This is a genomic window from Pseudoalteromonas sp. '520P1 No. 423', assembly GCF_001269985.1.
Taxonomy (GTDB): Bacteria; Pseudomonadota; Gammaproteobacteria; order Enterobacterales; family Alteromonadaceae; genus Pseudoalteromonas.
Window position 1 is genome coordinate 966,710 of sequence record NZ_BBZB01000002.1, and the last position, 20,167, is coordinate 986,876.

Genomic DNA, 20,167 nt, shown 5'->3' on the forward strand with positions numbered 1-20,167 from the left:
CAGTTGAAGGAGCAAAAGCAAGTCTTCATGGTCGTGAAATGTGGAAGATGCTCAAAAGAGGGCAAATAGAGCTTGAAGGAGAGACTGCCTTTGAGCGTTTTTACGCGATATCAGAATAATTTTACCTAGCGTAAGGGCGTCTCTCGTATAAATATTAATTTGCGACAGAACCTATCCCTAAGTCTAATAAATATTAAGGAATTTTTTTAAATGTGGTGTATTTCAAAATCAAAATTATTAATCATTTTATCATTCATATCTATCCTCTCGGGGTGTGGAGATGATTCTGATGAAAAAACAATTACCAACAAAGTCAATCAAACAAAGGAATACAACGTAACCACTCAAAGCGATAACAACGGCAGTATCACACCACCTAATGTAACCGTTGAACACGGTGCAACGACAACCTTTACAGTGAAAGGTAATGAAGGGTTTGAAATAGATGAAGTGAGCGGGTGTAAGGGTAAGCTATCAGGCAATCTTTACACAACAGCCCCAGTGACAACAGCTTGCTCTGTTGACGCTAAATTTAAAAAAATCCGATACACAGTAACCGCTAAAAGCGATGGTAACGGCAGTATCACATCACCTAATGTAACCGTTGAACACGGTGCAACAACGACCGTTACACTGGAAGCTAATGAAGGATTTGAAATAGATGAAGTGAGCGGGTGTAAGGGTAAACTATCAGGCAATCGTTACACAATAGCCCCAGTGACCACCGCTTGCTCTGTTGACGCTAAATTTAAAAAAATCCGATACACAGTAACCGCTAAAAGCGATGGCAACGGCAGTATCACACCACCTAATGTAACCGTTGAACACGGTGCAACGACAACCTTTACACTGGAAGCTAATGAAGGGTTTGAAATAGATAAAGTGAGCGGGTGTAATGGTGAACTATCAGGCAATCGTTACACAACAGCCCCAGTGACCACCGCTTGCTCTGTTGACGCTAAATTTAAAAAAATCCGATACACAGTAACCGCTAAAAGCGATGGCAACGGCAGTATCACATTAGATAATGTAACCGTTGAACACGGTGAAACAACAACCTTTACAGTTAAAGCTAATGAATGGTTTGAAATAGATGAAGTGAGCGGGTGTAAGGGTAAACTATCAGGCAATCGTTACACAACAGCTCCAGTGACCGCCGATTGCTCTGTTGACGCTAAATTTAAAAAGACTAAACTCACAAGTATTAACTTTAAAGATGATAATCTTAAACAATGTGTGCTAAATACAGGCTTAGAATATATAGTAGGCCTAAAACAACTAAGTTGTGTAGATAAATTTATAGAGTCCACTGTAGGTATTGAGCAACTAACCGCGTTGACTACTCTTGACCTTAGTGATAACCAACTTGCTGATATTGATGTATCCAAAAACACCGCGTTGACTACTCTTGACCTTAGTGATAACCAACTTGCTGATATTGATGTATCCAAAAACACCGTGTTGACTACTCTTTACCTTAATGATAACGAACTGACCAGTATTGATGGTCTTGAACAACTAACCAAGTTGACTGAGCTTAGCATTATTAAAAATCAACTGATCGATATTGATGTATCCAAAAACACCGCGTTGACTAGGCTTTACCTATACGATAATCAACTAACCAGTATTGACGTATCCAAAAACACCGCGTTGACTACTCTTTACCTTAATGATAACGAACTGACCAGTATTGATGTTTCCAAGAACACCGAGTTGATTTGGCTTTCCCTGAGTTATAATAACGAACTGAACAGTATTGATGGTCTTGAACAACTAACCAAGTTGACTGAGCTTAGCATTATTAAAAATCAACTGATCGATATTGATGTATCCAAAAACACCGCGTTGACTAGGCTTTACCTATACGATAATCAACTAACCAGTATTGACGTATCCAAAAACACCGCGTTGACTACTCTTTACCTTAATGATAACGATCTGACCGATATTGATGTATCCAAAAACACCGCGTTGACTAGGCTTTACCTATACGATAATCAACTGACCAGTATTGACGTATCCAAAAACACCGCGTTGACTACTCTTTACCTTAGTGATAACCAACTTGCTTATATTGATGTATCCAAAAACACCGCGTTGACTACTCTTTACCTTATTGATAACGATCTGACCGGTATTGATGTATCCCATAACACCGCGTTGGAGGAAATTTATGTACAAAACAACCCTCTTCGTTCTTGCATAAGCAACGGCATTGAGGACTGCAATTATTACACGGTAACCTATAAAGGTGATATCAACGGCAATATCACACCATCTAATGTAACCATTGAACCAAGTGCAACTGCAACCGTAAAAGTTGAACCAGGTGAAACAACGACCTTTACACTGGAAGCTAATGAAGGGTTTGAAATAGATGAAGTGAGCGGGTGTAAGGGTAAACTATCAGGCAATCTTTACACAACAGCCCCAGTGACCACCGTTTGCTCTGTTGACGCTAAATTTAAAAAAATCCGATATACAGTAACCGCTAAAAGCGATGGCAACGGCAGTATCACACCACCTAATGTAACCGTTGAACACGGTGCAACAACGACCTTTACACTGGAAGCTAATGAAGGGTTTGAAATAGATGAAGTGAGCGGGTGTAAGGGTAAACTATCAGGCAATCTTTACACAACAGTCCCAGTGACCGCCGCTTGCTCTGTTGACGCTAAATTTAAAAAAATCCGATACACAGTAACCGCTAAAAGCGATGGCAACGGCAGTATCACACCACCTAATGTAACCGTTGAACACGGTGCAACAACAACCTTTACACTGGAAGCTAATGAAGGATTTGAAATAGATAAAGTGAGCGGGTGTAAGGGTAAGCTATCAGGCAATCTTTACACAACAGTCCCAGTGACCGCCGCTTGCTCTGTTGACGCTAAATTTAAAAAAATCCGATACACAGTAACCGCTAAAAGCGATGGCAACGGCAGTATCACACCACCTAATGTAACCGTTGAACACGGTGCAACAACAACCTTTACACTGGAAGCTAATGAAGGATTTGAAATAGATAAAGTGAGCGGGTGTAAGGGTAAGCTATCAGGCAATCTTTACACAACAGCCCCAGTGACCGCCACTTGCTCTGTTGACGCTAAATTTAAAAAAATCCGATACACAGTAACCGCTAAAAGCGATGGCAACGGCAGTATCACACCACCTAATGTAACCGTTGAACACGGTGCAACAACGACCTTTACACTGGAAGCTAATGAAGGGTTTGAAATAGATGGAGTGAGCGGGTGTAAGGGTAAACTATCAGGCAATCTTTACACAACAGCTCCAGTGACCGCCACTTGCTCTGTTGACGCTAAATTTAAAAAAATCCGATACACAGTAACCGCTAAAAGCGATGGCAACGGCAGTATCACACCACCTAATGTAACCGTTGAACACGGTGCAACAACGACCTTTACACTGGAAGCTAATGAAGGGTTTGAAATAGATGAAGTGAGCGGGTGTAAGGGTAAACTATCAGGCAATCTTTACACAACAGCTCCAATGACCGCCACTTGCTCTGTTGACGCTAAATTTAAAAAAATCCGATACACAGTAACCGCTAAAAGCGATGGCAACGGCAATATCACACCACCTAATGTAACCGTTAAACACGGTGCAACGACAACCTTTACACTGGAAGCTAATGAAGGATTTGAAATAGATGAAGTGAGCGGGTGTAAGGGTAAACTATCAGGCAATCTTTACACAACAGCCCCAGTGACCACCGTTTGCTCTGTTGACGCTAAATTTAAAAAAATCCGATACACAGTAACCGCTAAAAGCGATGGCAACGGCAGTATCACACCACCTAATGTAACCGTTGAACACGGTGCAACAACAACCTTTACAGTGAAAGCTAATGAAGGATTTGAAATAGATGAAGTGAGCGGGTGTAAGGGTAAACTATCAGGCAATCTTTACACAACAGTCCCAGTGACCGCCGCTTGCTCTGTTGACGCTAAATTTAAAAAAATCCGATACACAGTAACCGCTAAAAGCGATGGCAACGGCAGTATCACACCACCTAATGTAACCGTTGAACACGGTGCAACGACAACCTTTACACTGGAAGCTAATGAAGGATTTGAAATAGATAAAGTGAGCGGGTGTAAGGGTAAGCTATCAGGCAATCTTTACACAACAGTCCCAGTGACCACCGCTTGCTCTGTTGACGCTAAATTTAAAAAAATCCGATACACAGTAACCGCTAAAAGCGATGGCAACGGCAGTATCACACCACCTAATGTAACCGTTGAACACGGTGCAACAACAACCTTTACACTGGAAGCTAATGAATGGTTTGAAATAGATAAAGTGAGCGGGTGTAAGGGTAAACTATCAGGCAATCTTTACACAACAGCCCCAGTGACCACCGCTTGCTCTGTTGACGCTAAATTTAAAAAAATCCGATACACAGTAACCGCTAAAAGCGATGGTAACGGCAGTATCACATCACCTAATGTAACCGTTGAACACGGTGCAACAACAACCTTTACACTGGAAGCTAATGAAGGGTTTGAAATAGATGAAGTGAGCGGGTGTAAGGGTAAACTATCAGGCAATCTTTACACAACAGCCCCAGTGACCGCCACTTGCTCTGTTGACGCTAAATTTAAAAAGACTAAACTCACAAGTATTAACTTTAAAGATGATAATCTTAAACAATGTGTGCAAAATACAGGCATAGTATATGTAGTAGACCTAAAAAAACTAAGTTGTATAGATAAATCTATAGAGTCCACAGGGGGTCTTGAACTACTAAAATCGTTAATTTATCTTAACCTTAGTGATAACATACTGAGCAGTATTGATGGTCTTAAACAACTAACCGCGTTGAATGAACTTTACCTTAGTGGAAACCAACTGAAAGATATTGATGTATCCAAAAACACCGCGTTGAATGAACTTTACCTTAGTGGAAACCAACTGAAAGATATTGATGTATCCAAAAACACCGCGTTGACTACTCTTGACCTTGGTGATAACAAACTGGAAGATATTAATGTTTCCAATAACAAAGAGTTGACTTGGCTTGGCCTTCATCAGAACAAACTGAAAAATATTAATGTATCCAAGAACAAAGAGTTAACTAGTCTTTACCTTCATGAGAACGAACTGGGGGTTATTGATGTTTCCAATAACGAAAAGTTGAAGGATCTTCAACTTAGTCATAACAAACTGAAAAATATTAATGTATCCAATAACAAAGAGTTGAGCTATTTTGACATTAATCATAACGAACTGAACGAGATTGATGTTTCCTTTAACACCAAGTTGGAACGGCTTGGTGTTCTTGGAAACAAACTGACCAAAATTGATGTAAGAGATAATACAAATATAGACTATTTTTTTATTGGATCAAATGTTATTTGTAGAGGCGATATTTGCCCTCCTGGAAATCGATTAAAACTCACAAGTATTACCTTTGATGATAAATATCTTCAAGAATGTGTGGAAAAAACACGCGTAGATTATGACTTATATTATGTAGAAGACCTAAAAATACTAAGTTGTACAGATAAATCTATAGAGTCCACTGTGGGTCTTGGAAAACTATACTCGTTAACTTCACTTGAACTTAATCGTAACAAACTGACCAGTATTGATGGTCTTGAACAACTAGACAGGTTGACTTATCTTGACCTTGGTAATAACGAACTGAGCAGTATTAATGGTCTTGAACAACTAGACAGGTTGACTTATCTTGACATTGGTGATAACAAACTGAGCAGTATTGATGGTCTTGAACAACTACACAGGTTGACTTATCTTGACATTAGTGGAAACCAACTTGCTAATATTGATGTGTCCTATAACACCGCGTTGAATGAACTTAACCTTAGTAATAACAAACTGAGCAGAATTGTTGGACTTAACGAACTAGCCATATTGACTAAGCTTAACCTTAGTGGAAACCAACTTGATAATATTAATGTGTCCTATAACACCGCGTTGAATGAACTTAACCTTAGTAAAAACAAATTTGATAATATTAATGTGTCCTATAACACCGCGTTGAATGAACTTAACCTTTGTAAAAACAAACCGAGCAGTATTGTTGGACTTGATCAACTAGCCATATTGACTATGCTTGAACTTAGTAAGAACGAACTGACCAGTATTGATGTTTCCAATAACAAAGAGTTGACTTATCTTGACATTATTGATAACAAACTGAGCTGTATTGATGTATCAAAGAACACCAAGTTGACTCTTATTGCCCTTGAAAAGAACAAACTGACCGAAATTATTGGAATTAAAGAACTAAAATCGTTAACTAATCTTTTCCTTAGTGATAACAAACTGATCAGTATTGATGTATCCTATAACAAAGAGTTGATGTTTCTTAGGCTTCAAAAGAACGAACTGACCGTTATTAATGTTACCAAGAACATCGAGTTAATTGTGCTTAACATTCAAGAAAACAAACTGACCAGTATTGATTTAACTCATAATCAAAAGATACAAGGCTTATTAATTGGAGGATCAGATGTTGATTGTACAGGCAGTCCTTGCCCTATTAAAGTTAAACTCGACGAAAGTATTGACATTGCAGATGCTATTCTTAAGCAATGTGTGCTAAATACAGGCTCAGAATATGACTTAGTTTATGCAGTAGACCTAAAAATACTAAGTTGTACAGATAAATCTATAAAGTCCACAGAGGGTCTTGAACTACTAATATCGTTAACTGAACTTAACCTTAGTAATAACAAACTGACCAATATTTATGGAATTGGTCGCCTAAAATCGTTAACTAAGCTTGACCTTCATAAGAACGAACTGAGCAGTATTGATGTTTCTTTCAACCCCGCGTTGACTTATCTTGACCTTCATGAGAACGAACTGAGCAGTATTAAGGTTTCCAGGGGCGACTACTCCGAGTTGACTTATCTTGACCTTCATAAGAACGAACTGAGCAGTATTAATGTTTCCAGGCACAACGAGTTGACTTATCTTGACCTTAATGATAATGAACTTAGCAGAATTGATGTTTCCAGGAACACCGAGTTAATTAGGCTTTGGATTCAAGAAAACAAACTGACCAGTATTGATTTAACTTATAATCAAAAGATAGAAAAGTTATTGATTGGATCAGATGTTAATTGTGAAGGCAGTGTTTGCAATAAAAGACCATAAAACTTTGATTTTAAGAGCGTTATTTTAAATAAACGCGTGGGGAAACTGCCCCACGCGAATATACAAACATATAGCGAACCAATGATAGAACACTTATAGCAACCAATAACACTTCAGACAAACCTAAATATTTATATCGGGCATGGTTAACAGGACAACATGAAATGATTAACGAAAAGGGTGAATGCATGAATGACCGTAGAATGTCAGCATACATCAACCGAACGTTAAACCCACGGGTTTGTCGCAAATTAATATTTATACGAGAGACGCCCTTACGCTAAATACAATTATTCTGAGAGCGCGTAAAAACGCTCAAAGGCAGTCTCCCCTTCAAGCTCTATTTGTCCTCTTTTGAGCATCGTCCACATTTCACGACCATGAAGACTTGCTTTTGCTCCTTCAACTTACTTCCAACCCAGTGCTTGACGTGTTTTTTGTTTCACCCATCGGTGACTCTGCTCCACAATATTGTTCAGATATTTTACGTCAATGAGCTCTATAAGTGACAGCATAAAATAGCCAGTGAGCCAAAGTTGTACATTCATCGCATCTACCACAACTTTCTCAGGGAGCCCATTTTGAGTTATCGCCTTATTTAAAAAGGCTTTGGCTGCTGCCTCATCTCGCTTATGACTGAGATAATAATCAATCACATCACCAAATTTATCAACGGGTCGACAGTAATAAAGCCAATCACCTTTGGCTTTGATGTAGGTTACATCCATTCGCCATGAGCCTGACACCACTTTTTTCTTACGTCGTAGAGTATGCTCCAAAATAGGCGTGAATTTGATAACCCATCGGTTAATGGTTGCATGATCGACTTTCACGCCTCGTTCAAGTTGAATTTCTTCAATTTCACGATAACTGAGCTTGTAAGCGAGATAGTATCGAACAGTTTCGAGAATAACATCAAAAGGAAAATGGCAGCCGTTAAACATTTAATTTAGGTATATTGAATTAGAAAATAATAAAATGATAACTTAAACCTTTAATTTTTGCGACAGAACCTATTTTAGTGAATTGAGTTAATTATCAAAAATAAACGCTATATAATGGATAAGCGTTTATTTATTAAGATGCTAAATACGTTTTACTAACATTGTATTACCTTCTACGGCAGTTATAATACATTGTGTATTATCTTCAATCGTTTGGTCATCGCTGTCTAATCTAGCATTCCAATCAATACCCGAATAACGGATATGACCGGCTGTATGCGTGATTTTACCAACGCTTGATACTTTTTTGCCTATCATGTCACTACTCGTGTCTCGACCGCCACCTATGTTTTGAAAATTCTTGAAAGGTTTCCATAATACTAATGTAATTAACACGCTAAGGATACCTACTGTTAACACTTCGGTTTCCCAACCTGAAATTAAACCCAAGTGAACTAATACACCGGTTTTTAAACAGGCAATTGCAAAAAATAACAAAGGACCACTCATACCTAACACTGATAGTTCAACTATAAAGCTTATACCTGCTAGTACATAAAAAAATTGAGCATGATGGGTAGTAAAATAATTAATGATATCCATAAGTATCCTATTTAATTATTGTTGTTCTGAATTTAGTAATTTTAGTGAGCTTGAAACTGCAATTGCTTGTGCAACTGTATTCGCAATATTTTCACCTGTTTTACCATCAGTTAATACAACTGTGCTTTCGGCTGCAATTGCTTTGTGGGCTGCAATTGTATCTTGTGCAAGTGTTAAAGTAACAGCTGCTTGACCTTCATGAGTATCTGCTGCGTTACCTACAGTTGTTAATGCTGAAGCTTCTGCGTTAGCTACTAAACGGATCGCTTCAGCTTTACCCGTGGCTTCTAAAATTTGCTTTTCTTTTTCTGCTTCAGCATTAAGAACTTGTTCTGCTTTTGACGCTTCTGCATCTAATACTCTTGCTGCCTTTAAACCTTCTGCCTCTGTAATAGCTGCAGTTTTGACTCCTTCAGCTGTCAGTATAACAGAGCGCTTTTCACGTTCTGCTGTCATTTGCTTTTCCATATCTTCACGAATACTTTGCGGTGGGCTGATGTCTCTAATTTCGTAACGGGTCACCATCACACCCCAAGGTGCTGTCGCTTCTGTCATAGCAGCTAAAATTGTTGCGTTTATGGTATCTCTGGATTGAAAACACTCATCAAGTTCCATAGAACCAATAGCATTACGCATTGTTGTCATCGCCAATTGTGTGACAGACATTTTATAATCAGTGACATTATTGGTCGCAGCTGCAGCATCAGTTACTTTCATAAATAAAATACCATCAAGCTCTAATGAGATATTATCTTTAGTGATAGCCGATTGAGAAGAGATATCTAATGATTGTTCTTTTAGGTTACGATCTGCTGCGACTGATTGAATAAAAGGGATGATAAAATTTAAACCTGCAGATAAGGTTTTATCATATTTACCTAGTGTATAAATTACATAACCTCTATTTTGAGGCACAAAATAAATGCCTTTTTTTAAGGTGTAAATTAAAACTATAGTGATCCATAAAACCGGATTGGCTAGTAAAGGGATAAATGCTTCCATAATATGTAAATTCCTATTTAATAATTATTATCGTCAAACAGTATCATAAAAAGGGTCAAGACAGTCACTTTAAAATGTAACTTCCTGCATTATTGATTATTAGCTGCTCATAATTCAAACAAAAAATAAATGATACTTTATTTGTTATTCAAACTTAATTAAGAATTGTTATGAAATACATCAAAATTTTAATTTTCTTTACTTTTAAATTTTTTACCTCGTGTATAAATTGCTAGGGGAGATAAGACAACAGCATAAAAAATTAATGCTATCTGTATTATTTTCCTCAAATTGATAATGGTAGAGTTAACATACCTAATAAATATTATAGCGGAAAATCAATTATTGCAATCAGTTAGGGCGCTGTTAATGTCTAGATAAAATGGGTGATAGGGCTGAACCTTTTAGTGTTCAAACAGCATAATTAACCCATACCTATTTAATCTATTATAAATTTGCAAAAAAAGATAACTAAACTACAGTTAATGGCAATTATGTACGCAAAAGGATTTGTAGAATATGAAGATCTTAGTTGTTGATGACATGGCTTCTATGCGTCATGTGATATTACATATGCTGCGCGATTTAGGTCATGTAGATTGTGATGAAGCTATTGATGGTTTACAAGCTTTATCGCTGTTGTATAAAAATCATTATGACTTGCTGATCACAGATTTACATATGCCAAAATTAGATGGCAAACAATTGCTTGAGAAAGTCCGCTCGGAATCTGAATTATCAAAAATTCCTGTATTAATGATATCAACTGAAGATGAATGTAGTAAAATAAAAGAAATCATAGCAGCAAAAGTTACTGGTTTTATTGTAAAGCCATTTAATTACAATACATTAGAAAAGAAAATTCATAAGATTGACAAGTGTATTGTTTAATTATTTTTTTATTTTTAAAGACTTAAATGCTTTAGAAAAAGGTTTTAAATAAATAGCTATAATACTGTCGTGACCAGCATCATATTTACCTACGCCTATAGATATTTTTCCTGCAGCTGATGCTTTTATCAGTGTACCAAATAAACGATCCCAAATAGCAAGTGCTGAACCCAAATTTCTGTCAAAATGAATTGGATTATTACTATGATGTACTTGATGTTGAGCAGGGCTGATGAACACAGATTCTAATGTATCACCCCAACTTAACCAAACATGCGAATGACGTAAATTTGAACCAAAGAAATTAAAAATAAAGACAAATAAATTTGCACCTAAAACATCATACATGCTTAATGTAGCACCAAATAAATAATAGCCTACGCCAACAACTATTCCTTGAACTATCGCCATTCTACAAGCATAAAAATAGCTTTCGACTGGGTGTGAACGATATATCGTAAAAGGTGTTAATACTTTTGCAGAGTGGTGTACCTTGTGAAATTCCCATAAAAAAGGCACTTTATGCAAAATCCAATGTAATAAAAAACGCGTGAAATCATCAACTAAAAATAAAGCGGTGGTAAATATAGCGACTATTTGCCAATGTGCTAAAACATAAGGTTCAAAATTTCCGAAACTTGTTTCTAAAAAACCAGATAAACCCAGTGCTATTGGTACCATAGTTAACACTATAGGCCCAAATAAAAATGCTTTTAATACTTTATTTAAAACCCAAAGTTTATAATCTTGTTTTGCGCTATCGTGTAACCAAATATTTTTTGGAAATAGAAATTTAAAAAACGCAGGTAAAGATTTTGTATTAGAAACTTTAATAAAGACCGGAAGTGATAATGCTATTGCTGAAATTAAATATACACCAAATATGCGTTTATTTGCATCAGTCAAATATAAAGGTAGCTCCAATAAACTTTTTGATAGGATATCTAACACAACTTTCTCGATTAAATTGAATAAGTAACAAACCAAGTCCAACATTAAAATTTAAACTTGCATGATTTAAATTAAAAAGACAGCGAAAGCTGCCTTTTTAATTTATCAGCTTTATAAATTATCAGCTAAAACTGATATTTATAACCAATAGACATCAATCTTGGTTTACCAGGACGAACACCATAAGGTCTATGACTCACAATTGAAGCTTCATCTGTTAAGTTATCAATTTTACCATAGATACGACCATAATCACCTAACTCATAACTTGCAGATAAATCTAATATAGTTGTACCTTCAGTGCGGTTAACAGTGTCATCACTTCTATCACCAGCGCTTGATAACATTTCACCTACAAATTTAACTGCCAAATTTACTTGCCAATTACTATTATCAAGTCCAATATTTAAAGTTGCTTGGTGCTCAGCCAAATCTGGTAATTCATCACCGACCATAACATGACCCCAAGGCTCAAACTCAGAAACAAACTCTTCCTTAAATTCACTTTGTGTATAGGTATAAACTAAACCTACAGGTATATCTATACTAGAGTTTAGAGTGAATGAATGATTTAACTGATTTTCTAATCCATAAACAACAGCTTTACCACCGTTGAATTCTTGGTCTAATTCACCCGAACAGTTAGATTGTGAACAGCTGCCTTTAAGGTTGTCATAATCATTATAAAAAGCAACAACTTCTAATTGAGTATTATTGTTATTATAACGACCACCGAATTCATAGTTTATACTTTTTTCAACTTCTATTTCTGCTCCTTGTTTAGGACTACTTGGTGAAAATCCTTGATAAACACCCGCTAACAAACCTGCGTTTTCAGATAGTTTATAAAAACCACTTAATCCAGGTAATAAAATACTGGTCGTTTTGTCTTGCCAATCATCTGTTTTAACTTTGTCATTGTAGTGCATATCCATATACTCACTACGTAAACCTGCAGATAAAGTTAACTTATCTATTGTGATGCTATCTTCTACATAAATAGAAAGGGCTTTTGTTGACTCAATATTATGTGAAGTATCATAAGCAGAACCTTCATTAAACACTGCCGTACCATCTTGCATACTGTAGATTTCTTCAAAGTGACTACGGTTTATCTCATCTTCATGCAAACGCACACCAACAGAGATGTCATGCTCTAAATCAAAAAGTTTAACAGCATAATCAGCGTTAAGTTGAATGCCTTGTGACACATAAGATCTATCATTAGTGCCCATAATTAAAAACGTATTGTTACCACCGCCGTTTTGATTAGAGTTTTCTTGACCTGATATTACATTATACTCACGCTCATTATCATCTGGGTTAGCTAGGATTTCAGACAAACTTATATTTGTGTTTGTTAAACCATTTAGCTTTTTCCATGCTCTTTGATATTCATTTCTGTAAATTCGCGTAGTAAAACTAAAGTCATCATTATGAATATTATGAGTAAACATAATTTGTTTATGTTCTGTATCCATTTTTGCTGGCTGACTAGCTGCATATCTGCGATATGGATTTATTTCGAAATCTTCATCAGTTAAACCAAGGTATGTCTCATTTGATATTTCATCTGCGTAAGATAATTTAAGCTCAACCGTTTGATCAAACTTGTTACCCGCTATCAAGTAATTAACTTTGACTAAAAAGTCATTTTTTTCAAAACCAGTATTGCCACCACCATCTAAATCTTTAAAACCATCAGCCTCTAAATGAACGGCTTCAAATAAAGTACCTAAATTATCATGAGTTTCACCAAAGTAGGCATGCGCCTTAGCATAACCTTCAGTACCTAGAGCTAAATCTAATCCGCCTTCATTATGAATGGGTATTTGTCTGGTCACTAAATTTAAAGTGCCCGCAACAGTTTGCGGACCATGTTTGATTGCAGATGGGCCTTTGAATACTTCTACCGCTGTCATACGGGTCGTAATTGGGAAGTAATAAGCTGCAGGGGCTGAGTAGGGCGCCGGGCCAATTAAAATACCATCTTCTAGTATTGTAATTTTTTTACTACGTTCCGGATTTACACCACGAAAGCCTATATTAGGTCTTAAACCAAAACCGTCTTCTTCACGAATATTTACACCTGGCACTGATGCTAATATTCGATGGATATCATCATACTCATGTTTTTCAAGTTCAAGCTCTGTTAATAAAGTTGAAGATCCAGATTCAGTTCTTAACTTATCACCATGACTTAGAATCTGCATATGTTCTATTGCTTTATTCTTTACATCATCTGTTGTATCGCCAGCAATTGCAGCAAGCGGATTAATTAAGGTTGCGACTGATAATGCTAATAATGTTTTTTTCATTTTGGATACCTTTGATTAATCGTTGTCGCCAGCTGAAGATTTTGGCAGCTCTAAAGCGAGTTTATTGATAAAATCATTTTTAAGTTGATCCGTAATATCCTTTACCTTCGCGTGTGCATGTTCAACTTTTTCATTTTCAGAAATTAATGCAGTTTTTAATTCTGAATCAATTTGTGTTGCTGCATTTTTTGCATCATTGATCCCCTGAATCATAATATCTTTAGTATCAGAAGCGCCTTCTTCTACTAAAAAGTCATCAAAACCAGTTTTGGCGTCTTCACCTTGCAAATTACCTAAAAATAATTTTTCAAATGCAACTAAGTTCGCTTTTATATTTGCTAATGAATAACCAGAATCAAATGATTCCACATCTTCAGCACATACTTCAAAACCACAAGAATTAGCAAACTGACCTAATGGCACACCTAATTTTTTATCTTTTACTATAGAGTCAGTATAAAACATCGCATCTGAAAGCACGTTTACTGCCGCATGCGTTGATTCAAAGCTATTGCCCGGTTGACCTGCATTTTTAAGCTCATTTGCATAGCCATTATCACCGTTCCATTTCGATAACAACTCTTCTGAGTTATCAACTAGATCTTTTGATACTTCTTTTGCAAATTGACAACGCGCAACTTTTCGTTCTTGAACCGTACGGCTATTCCAATCACTTAGAGCATCATTTGCAGTAATACAGGCATGATTATAATCTTCATTAAATAATAATCTTTGAAGAGCAAATAATCCGCGGCGTGTAGAAGTACGTGCTTTTATATCATATGGTTTATTTGGATCTAAGTTAACCATACCATCTTCAAAATAAGCAACATCTTGATCGACACCACAATAACTGTAAGCAGGCCATGAATAAATGCGATTTCTAAGTTCATTGTCATTTTCAATTAATGGGCCCATTTGCATTACTTCGGCTTGTTGCCAAATTAACATAGTATCTTGCCAATTTTGCTTGGCCACCAAAAGAGAGGCTGATACTGAAGCAGGATCATCTAAATCAGGTGTAAAATTTTCTTCTAATGTACAGTAATCAGAAATAGCGGCTAATTGATTTATTGATTGCTCTGAGAACGCATTAAAAGTAGGGGAGATTACTTGGTCAACAAGGTTGTTGATTAATTTAGATTCATCAAAGGTCGGTGTACCGCCACCATTACCCGGATCTGCAGTACCAAAATCTGGACCAGATTTACTTGAGGTACTTTCTCCGCAAGCAGATAAAAACAATGTCGTGCTAATCGCTAGAAAAATAGTATTTAAGCGTTTATTGATTGCCATTATTATTCCTAAGTTTATATACAACAAAAGGTTAGTGCTTTTAAAGCACTAACCTTTTAATAAAAGTTAATAACTAAAAGTTAGTAACTAGAATTACCAGCCAGTGACATTATCCGCATCGAAGCTGTAAGCGTTTTGAATTATCCCACGTGCTTCTAATAAGCTTGCTTTATAAGCTTCTATTTCAGCCTGTGCCATGACAGGTTTTTCACCAAACAATTCATGTATTTTAGCGAAGTCTGCCTCAGAGACTGGTGAAAACGGACTAAATTGGAAGTTTAACGCGAAACCTTTCATTTCACCCCAATGTTTAGCAAACACAGCAAATTGGCTAGCTGTGTAACTACCAGTTGAAATATCATCAATATCACCATCATCATCAGCTATAACATCATTGATGTAATGTACAACAGTCGCTGCAATTGCTTTTTCCCAAGCAAGCACGGCAATATCACGTTGTACTTTTACTGCATTCATTTGTTCATCAGTTAATGCATTTGGTACTGCATCGTTAATGATTTTACGACCAGCGATAAATGCATTCATTGCTGTTGCAGAAAAATCAGTCGGATTTGCATTCGATTTCGTGCCACGGTCGCGTTTAGCTGCGTTAGCAGAGTTTCCAAAAATAAACTCTGAATTTAAATCTATTAATGCATCGCCATTTGTATCGTGTTTTGATTGATAATCATCACGGCCACCTTTACCTGATATCTCATTATCAGAGTACTCTAAGTAATCACGCGTTGCACCAAAGTAACCAAAACCTTCATCGAATTGATGCTCTAGCGCAGTGTAAGATTTGGTGCCTTTGTATTGCACTGTATTATCTGATTCTAGACCATCTTCTAGGTAATCATCTGTACCTTGAGAAAACATAATCGCACCTAGCACGTGCTTTTGAACTAACTGTTGTAAATCAAGACCTTCAGGAGTAATAAATAACTTTGTAATGGTATTGCCTGCAGGATCTGTGATGACTTCTCCATCGTTGTGCTTTCTTACTTGCTCAACTATCGTGGCAAACATGTGTTTCACTAGGCCTTCAGGTGTTTTTGCCTCAGTACCAAAGTTTTCCCACCCAACAAAAGTGCCTTCGACTAGCCAATCTTTAGTTTGCTTACCAGCATCATTACCAGCAATTTTACCAGTCAAAGATTTACCTGAAGAAGAAATGTCAGCAAACGTTTTTTGCTTGTAATTCGTTGGGTCTACAAATGTAAATTCATTTTCAGAAATGGCATCATAATCAGCAAACAAAGCATTTAGATGGGCAGCTACCTGTTCAGCTGTTATCAAGTTTGCATCGACGTTCTCAACAGTTAAAGTACCGATATATTTTTTTATTTCATTTAATAGACTTTGACGTGCGATTTGACCGCTATAACTTACAGAAGAGCCATCTAAAAACTTAGAATCAAATTCATAAAGGTTTACACCTTTTTCTGCTGCAACGTCTTCAATTGTTAATGTTAAATCTGCCGATGTAGAAAGTGCGCCATCTGACACAGTAACTGAAACTGTAACTGTTTTCTCTTCTTCTTGTTCAAAGTTAAAAGCGAAGTTATTTTTTAGTTTTAATTTACCATCTACTATTTCAAAGCGAGAATCATTTACAGTGTATGTTAATGCAGTAGTAGCATCATCAGTTGCTGAAAGTGTGCCAATTACAGTACCCACTGCATCATCATTGATTATAGATAGATCGATTGTTGGTGCACTCGGAGCTACATTTACTGGCGGCTCAACCACCGGATCTGTCTTATCGCTAGAACCACCACAAGCTGTAAGGCCTAAAGTACCAGCTAAAATAGCTGTTGCCAAAATAGATTTACGAATATTAAACATATATAACCCTTGATTCTATTGAAGTATTTAATTTATATGAATCACATTATATAGTTATACCAATGATAATCAATATCATTTGTAATAAATTTAATATTTTTAATATAGATTTTATTTGTATCAAGATTATTTATCTAGTTTAGATTGTTTTGTTTAAATTTACATTATTATTTCTTCATACTAAATTTAATTTAATGTTGTTCACTCACAATTTGCTATAAATCAATGTTTATTAAATAAATACTTTAAATTATTTTCACAACAAGCTATGTTTGAACAGACAATAAAAAAAGTTAAGGTATGAATAATGCAATTTGATCAACATATGTGTGAAGAACTTGATTTAATTTTGAAGTTTCCAATGGATAGTATGATGCAGGGCCTTAAAGTACACCAAGATGCCGATCCAGCACTTGTTGAAGCGGCTAAGCGCTTATTTGAAAAAGGAATTATAGACCAAATAGATGGAGGTTATTTAACAGACTTAGGTTTAGATTTAGCAGAACATGCGCAAACATTACAATCAGCTTTAAGCGCATAAATGCATAACAATCTAATTTGTCTCTCTAGTCATTATAAAAACGAATAATTAAATTATGCCCTAATGTAAAATAGGGCATTAATATATTTATAAAGTCTAAGTTGCGTCTACTTGATTCTCAGGTGCTGCATCAATAAATGCTGGTAAAGTGTTACACAGTTTATATACTGCAGCTATTTTAGGATAAGCAGACATATCTACTTTGAATCTTAATGCATTAAACACTTGTGGTACTAAGTTAATATCTGCAAGAGTAGGAGTGCCACCATAACAAAATTGACCTTGATATAAATCAGACTGCTCAAGCATCGTTTCAATTTTTTCAAACCCAACTTCAACCCAATGTTTATACCAAGTCGTTTTTTGTTCGTCCGTTACTTTTAATTCTGACGATAAATATTTTAAAACACGCAAGTTATCAATCGGGTGAATATCACAGGCAATGGCATAGCTTAAATTTCGAATTTGAGCTTGGTTCCAATGATCGCCAGGTAAAATTGGAGTTTCAGGGTGCTCAGCTTCAAGCCACTCTAAGATTGCGAGAGACTGGCCAATATTGCCTTTCTCAGTTGCAAGTGCAGGTAGAAGCCCTTGAGGATTAACTTCTAAATAATCTTGTCCATTTTGCGCTGATTTTAATAAATTAACAGGCACTAGCTCATGTGTTAAACCTTTTAGGTTTAAAGCAATACGTACTCTGTATGCCGCTGACGATCTAAAATAAGTATATAGTTTCATTATTTTTGCTCCAAAGTAGGGGCTTTGTAGTATTTTTTAATTTGACGCCAACAATCTTGATAATTTGGCTGACGCGTTTCACCTTGTAGTGCAAATTTAGTTGGCGAGATAATATATTTTGACTCAAACATAAAGGCTAAGGTGTTTTCATATCTTTGCGGTGCTAACTCAGCGTTTGATGCTTTTTCAAAAACTTCAGCTTCAGGCCCGTGAGGTGACATGCAATTATGTAAACTTGCACCGCCCGGGACAAATCCATGCTCTTTTGCGTCATATACACCTTCAATCAATCCCATAAACTCACTCATGATGTTTCTATGGTAGTACGGTGGTCTAAATGTATCTTCTGCTACCATCCAACGAGGCGGGAATACAACAAAATCTATATTAGCAACACCTGGCGTACCAGATGGAGATGTGAGTACTGTGAATATTGAAGGATCTGGGTGATCAAAGCTGACAGTGTTCATCACATTGAAACGAGATAAGTCATACTTATATGGTCCTGCATTGCCTGTCCAAGCGACAACATCTAAAGGAGAGTGTTTTAAATCACAGCGAAACATATTACCGTTAAATTTAGTAATAAGCTCAAAATCACCTTCTTTATCTTCAAAGGATGCGACAGGATACTGAAAATCTCTGTCGTTAGCATACCCATTTGCACCTACAGGGCCACGCTCTGCCAATTCATATGCATTACCGTAGTTTTCACAAATATAACCACGTGCATTATCTGTTAACAGCTCAACACTAAATTTAATGCCACGAGGAATAACCGCGATTTCACCCGGTTTAATATATAACTTGCCACATTCAGTGTTTAAAATTATCTCACCATCTTGCGGTACAAATAAAAGCTCACCATCAGCATTACAAAAGTAACGACCGTCCATAGAAGTATTTGCAACATAGATATGGATCGCGATACCTGTTTGTGCATTTACACTTCCATTAGCAGCCATAGTAACAAGTCCATCGATAAAATCAGTTTTATCAGATGGTATGTCTATTGGATCCCAACGAAGCATATCTGGTGGCGTAGGGATCTCAGTTATTGGCGCGCTACGAATTAATGCATTATCAATCGGTTCATAGTTACCTTGAACAACTGACGGGCGTATTCTATAAAACCAGTTTCTAAGATTATGGGAGCGAGGCGCTGTAAAAGCCGTAATATTAAATTGCTCAGCATACAAATCGTATTTTACTTTTTGTGGACTAAATTGCCCAACGGGCAGTGCACCTTCAAGTGCTTCAGTTTCAAATTCATTTCCAAAACCAGTCATATATTTTAGGTTTTGTTTATCTGTTTTTGTTAAAGTCATGATTTTAAGCTCGACGTTTAGAAATAAGCTTTATAAAAATACTCTCACGTGAGAGTATTTGCAATAATTATATTTGAGAAGATTTTATGACAACAGAAAAAACGATTAAATTAGAGTCATTTTTACCGTACCGTATCGCAAACTTATCAAATAATATCAGTGAAGCATTTTCTGCTGTTTATTCGCTTGAGTATGGAATAAGCATTGCGCAATGGCGAATTTTAGTAAATCTATTTGAGAATGATTTTGTAACAGCCAAAAAGTTAGGCAATCTAGCCTCTATGGACAAATCAACCGTATCCCGCGCAATTCAAATTATGTTAAATAGGGGGTATCTAGTAAAACGAGTGAACAAAGCTGATAAACGCGCTTATTTTGTAGCGCTTACTAAAGCAGGTAAAGATTTATATTATGAACTAGCACCAAAAGCATTAACTTGGGAAAGGAATTTAAAAGCTGATATATCAGAAGAAGAGTACGATTGTTTTATGTCGGTCTTGTCTAAGCTAGATAATAAAGTAAAAGTTAAATAACACTATTTATTATATGCAT

General features: G+C 36.4%; 12 protein-coding genes and 1 pseudogene. 4 read left to right on the forward strand and 9 right to left on the reverse strand.

Going from position 1 to position 20,167, the window contains the following annotated elements; genetic code table 11:
• Positions 1-210: 210 nt before the first annotated feature.
• Positions 211-7,155 carry a leucine-rich repeat domain-containing protein gene (locus tag PSA_RS22720; RefSeq protein ID WP_059365051.1) on the forward strand — a complete coding sequence of 2,315 codons (6,945 nt, stop codon included), beginning with the start codon at positions 211-213 and terminating at the stop codon, positions 7,153-7,155.
• Positions 7,156-7,495: 340 nt separating this feature from the next.
• Here the strand turns inward: PSA_RS22720 and PSA_RS22725 are convergent.
• The 3 genes and pseudogenes from PSA_RS22725 to PSA_RS22735 all read right to left on the reverse strand — a co-directional run bounded on the left by PSA_RS22725 (position 7,496) and on the right by PSA_RS22735 (position 9,704).
• A pseudogene (locus tag PSA_RS22725) lies at positions 7,496-8,099 on the reverse strand (IS6 family transposase).
• Between the two features lie 141 nt (positions 8,100-8,240).
• Positions 8,241-8,702 carry an NfeD family protein gene (locus tag PSA_RS22730; protein ID WP_042152354.1) on the reverse strand — a complete coding sequence of 154 codons (462 nt, stop codon included), beginning with the start codon at positions 8,700-8,702 and terminating at the stop codon, positions 8,241-8,243.
• Positions 8,703-8,717: 15 nt separating this feature from the next.
• Positions 8,718-9,704 carry an SPFH domain-containing protein gene (locus PSA_RS22735; RefSeq protein WP_042152357.1) on the reverse strand — a complete coding sequence of 329 codons (987 nt, stop codon included), beginning with the start codon at positions 9,702-9,704 and terminating at the stop codon, positions 8,718-8,720.
• A gap of 519 nt (positions 9,705-10,223) precedes the next feature.
• Between PSA_RS22735 and PSA_RS22740 the strand changes: the two genes are divergently transcribed.
• Positions 10,224-10,595 (forward strand): response regulator, encoded by a 372-nt coding sequence (locus tag PSA_RS22740; protein ID WP_042152359.1) that lies wholly within the window; start codon positions 10,224-10,226, stop codon positions 10,593-10,595.
• On the opposite strand, the gene PSA_RS22745 is transcribed toward PSA_RS22740, so the two are convergent.
• The 4 genes from PSA_RS22745 to PSA_RS22760 form a co-directional block, all read right to left on the reverse strand.
• Positions 10,596-11,546, reverse strand: coding sequence for a sterol desaturase family protein (locus PSA_RS22745; protein WP_042152422.1), 951 nt, complete (start codon positions 11,544-11,546; stop codon positions 10,596-10,598).
• A 125-nt stretch (positions 11,547-11,671) separates the two neighbouring features.
• Positions 11,672-13,864: a TonB-dependent receptor domain-containing protein gene (locus PSA_RS22750; protein ID WP_042152361.1), complete on the reverse strand. Its 2,193-nt coding sequence runs from the start codon at positions 13,862-13,864 to the stop codon at positions 11,672-11,674.
• Between the two features lie 15 nt (positions 13,865-13,879).
• On the reverse strand, positions 13,880-15,160 hold the full coding sequence (locus tag PSA_RS22755) for an imelysin family protein (protein WP_042152365.1): 1,281 nt from the start codon (positions 15,158-15,160) through the stop codon (positions 13,880-13,882).
• Positions 15,161-15,253: 93 nt separating this feature from the next.
• The gene (locus tag PSA_RS22760) at positions 15,254-17,008 is read right to left on the reverse strand and encodes a DUF4856 domain-containing protein (RefSeq protein ID WP_042152367.1); all 1,755 of its coding nucleotides are present in this window, start codon (positions 17,006-17,008) and stop codon (positions 15,254-15,256) included.
• Positions 17,009-17,315: 307 nt separating this feature from the next.
• Between PSA_RS22760 and PSA_RS22765 the strand changes: the two genes are divergently transcribed.
• Positions 17,316-17,549 carry a TIGR02647 family protein gene (locus tag PSA_RS22765; protein ID WP_042152371.1) on the forward strand — a complete coding sequence of 78 codons (234 nt, stop codon included), beginning with the start codon at positions 17,316-17,318 and terminating at the stop codon, positions 17,547-17,549.
• A gap of 96 nt (positions 17,550-17,645) precedes the next feature.
• Here the strand turns inward: PSA_RS22765 and maiA are convergent, their stop codons facing one another.
• Both maiA and hmgA read right to left on the reverse strand, forming a co-directional pair.
• Positions 17,646-18,287: a maleylacetoacetate isomerase gene (gene maiA, locus PSA_RS22770; protein WP_042152374.1), complete on the reverse strand. Its 642-nt coding sequence runs from the start codon at positions 18,285-18,287 to the stop codon at positions 17,646-17,648.
• The gene (gene hmgA, locus PSA_RS22775) at positions 18,287-19,615 is read right to left on the reverse strand and encodes a homogentisate 1,2-dioxygenase (protein WP_042152377.1); all 1,329 of its coding nucleotides are present in this window, start codon (positions 19,613-19,615) and stop codon (positions 18,287-18,289) included. Before hmgA ends, maiA begins: the two co-directional genes overlap by 1 nt.
• 86 nt (positions 19,616-19,701) lie before the next feature.
• Between hmgA and PSA_RS22780 the strand changes: the two genes are divergently transcribed.
• Positions 19,702-20,148 carry a MarR family winged helix-turn-helix transcriptional regulator gene (locus PSA_RS22780; RefSeq protein WP_042152382.1) on the forward strand — a complete coding sequence of 149 codons (447 nt, stop codon included), beginning with the start codon at positions 19,702-19,704 and terminating at the stop codon, positions 20,146-20,148.
• Positions 20,149-20,167: the final 19 nt, after the last annotated feature.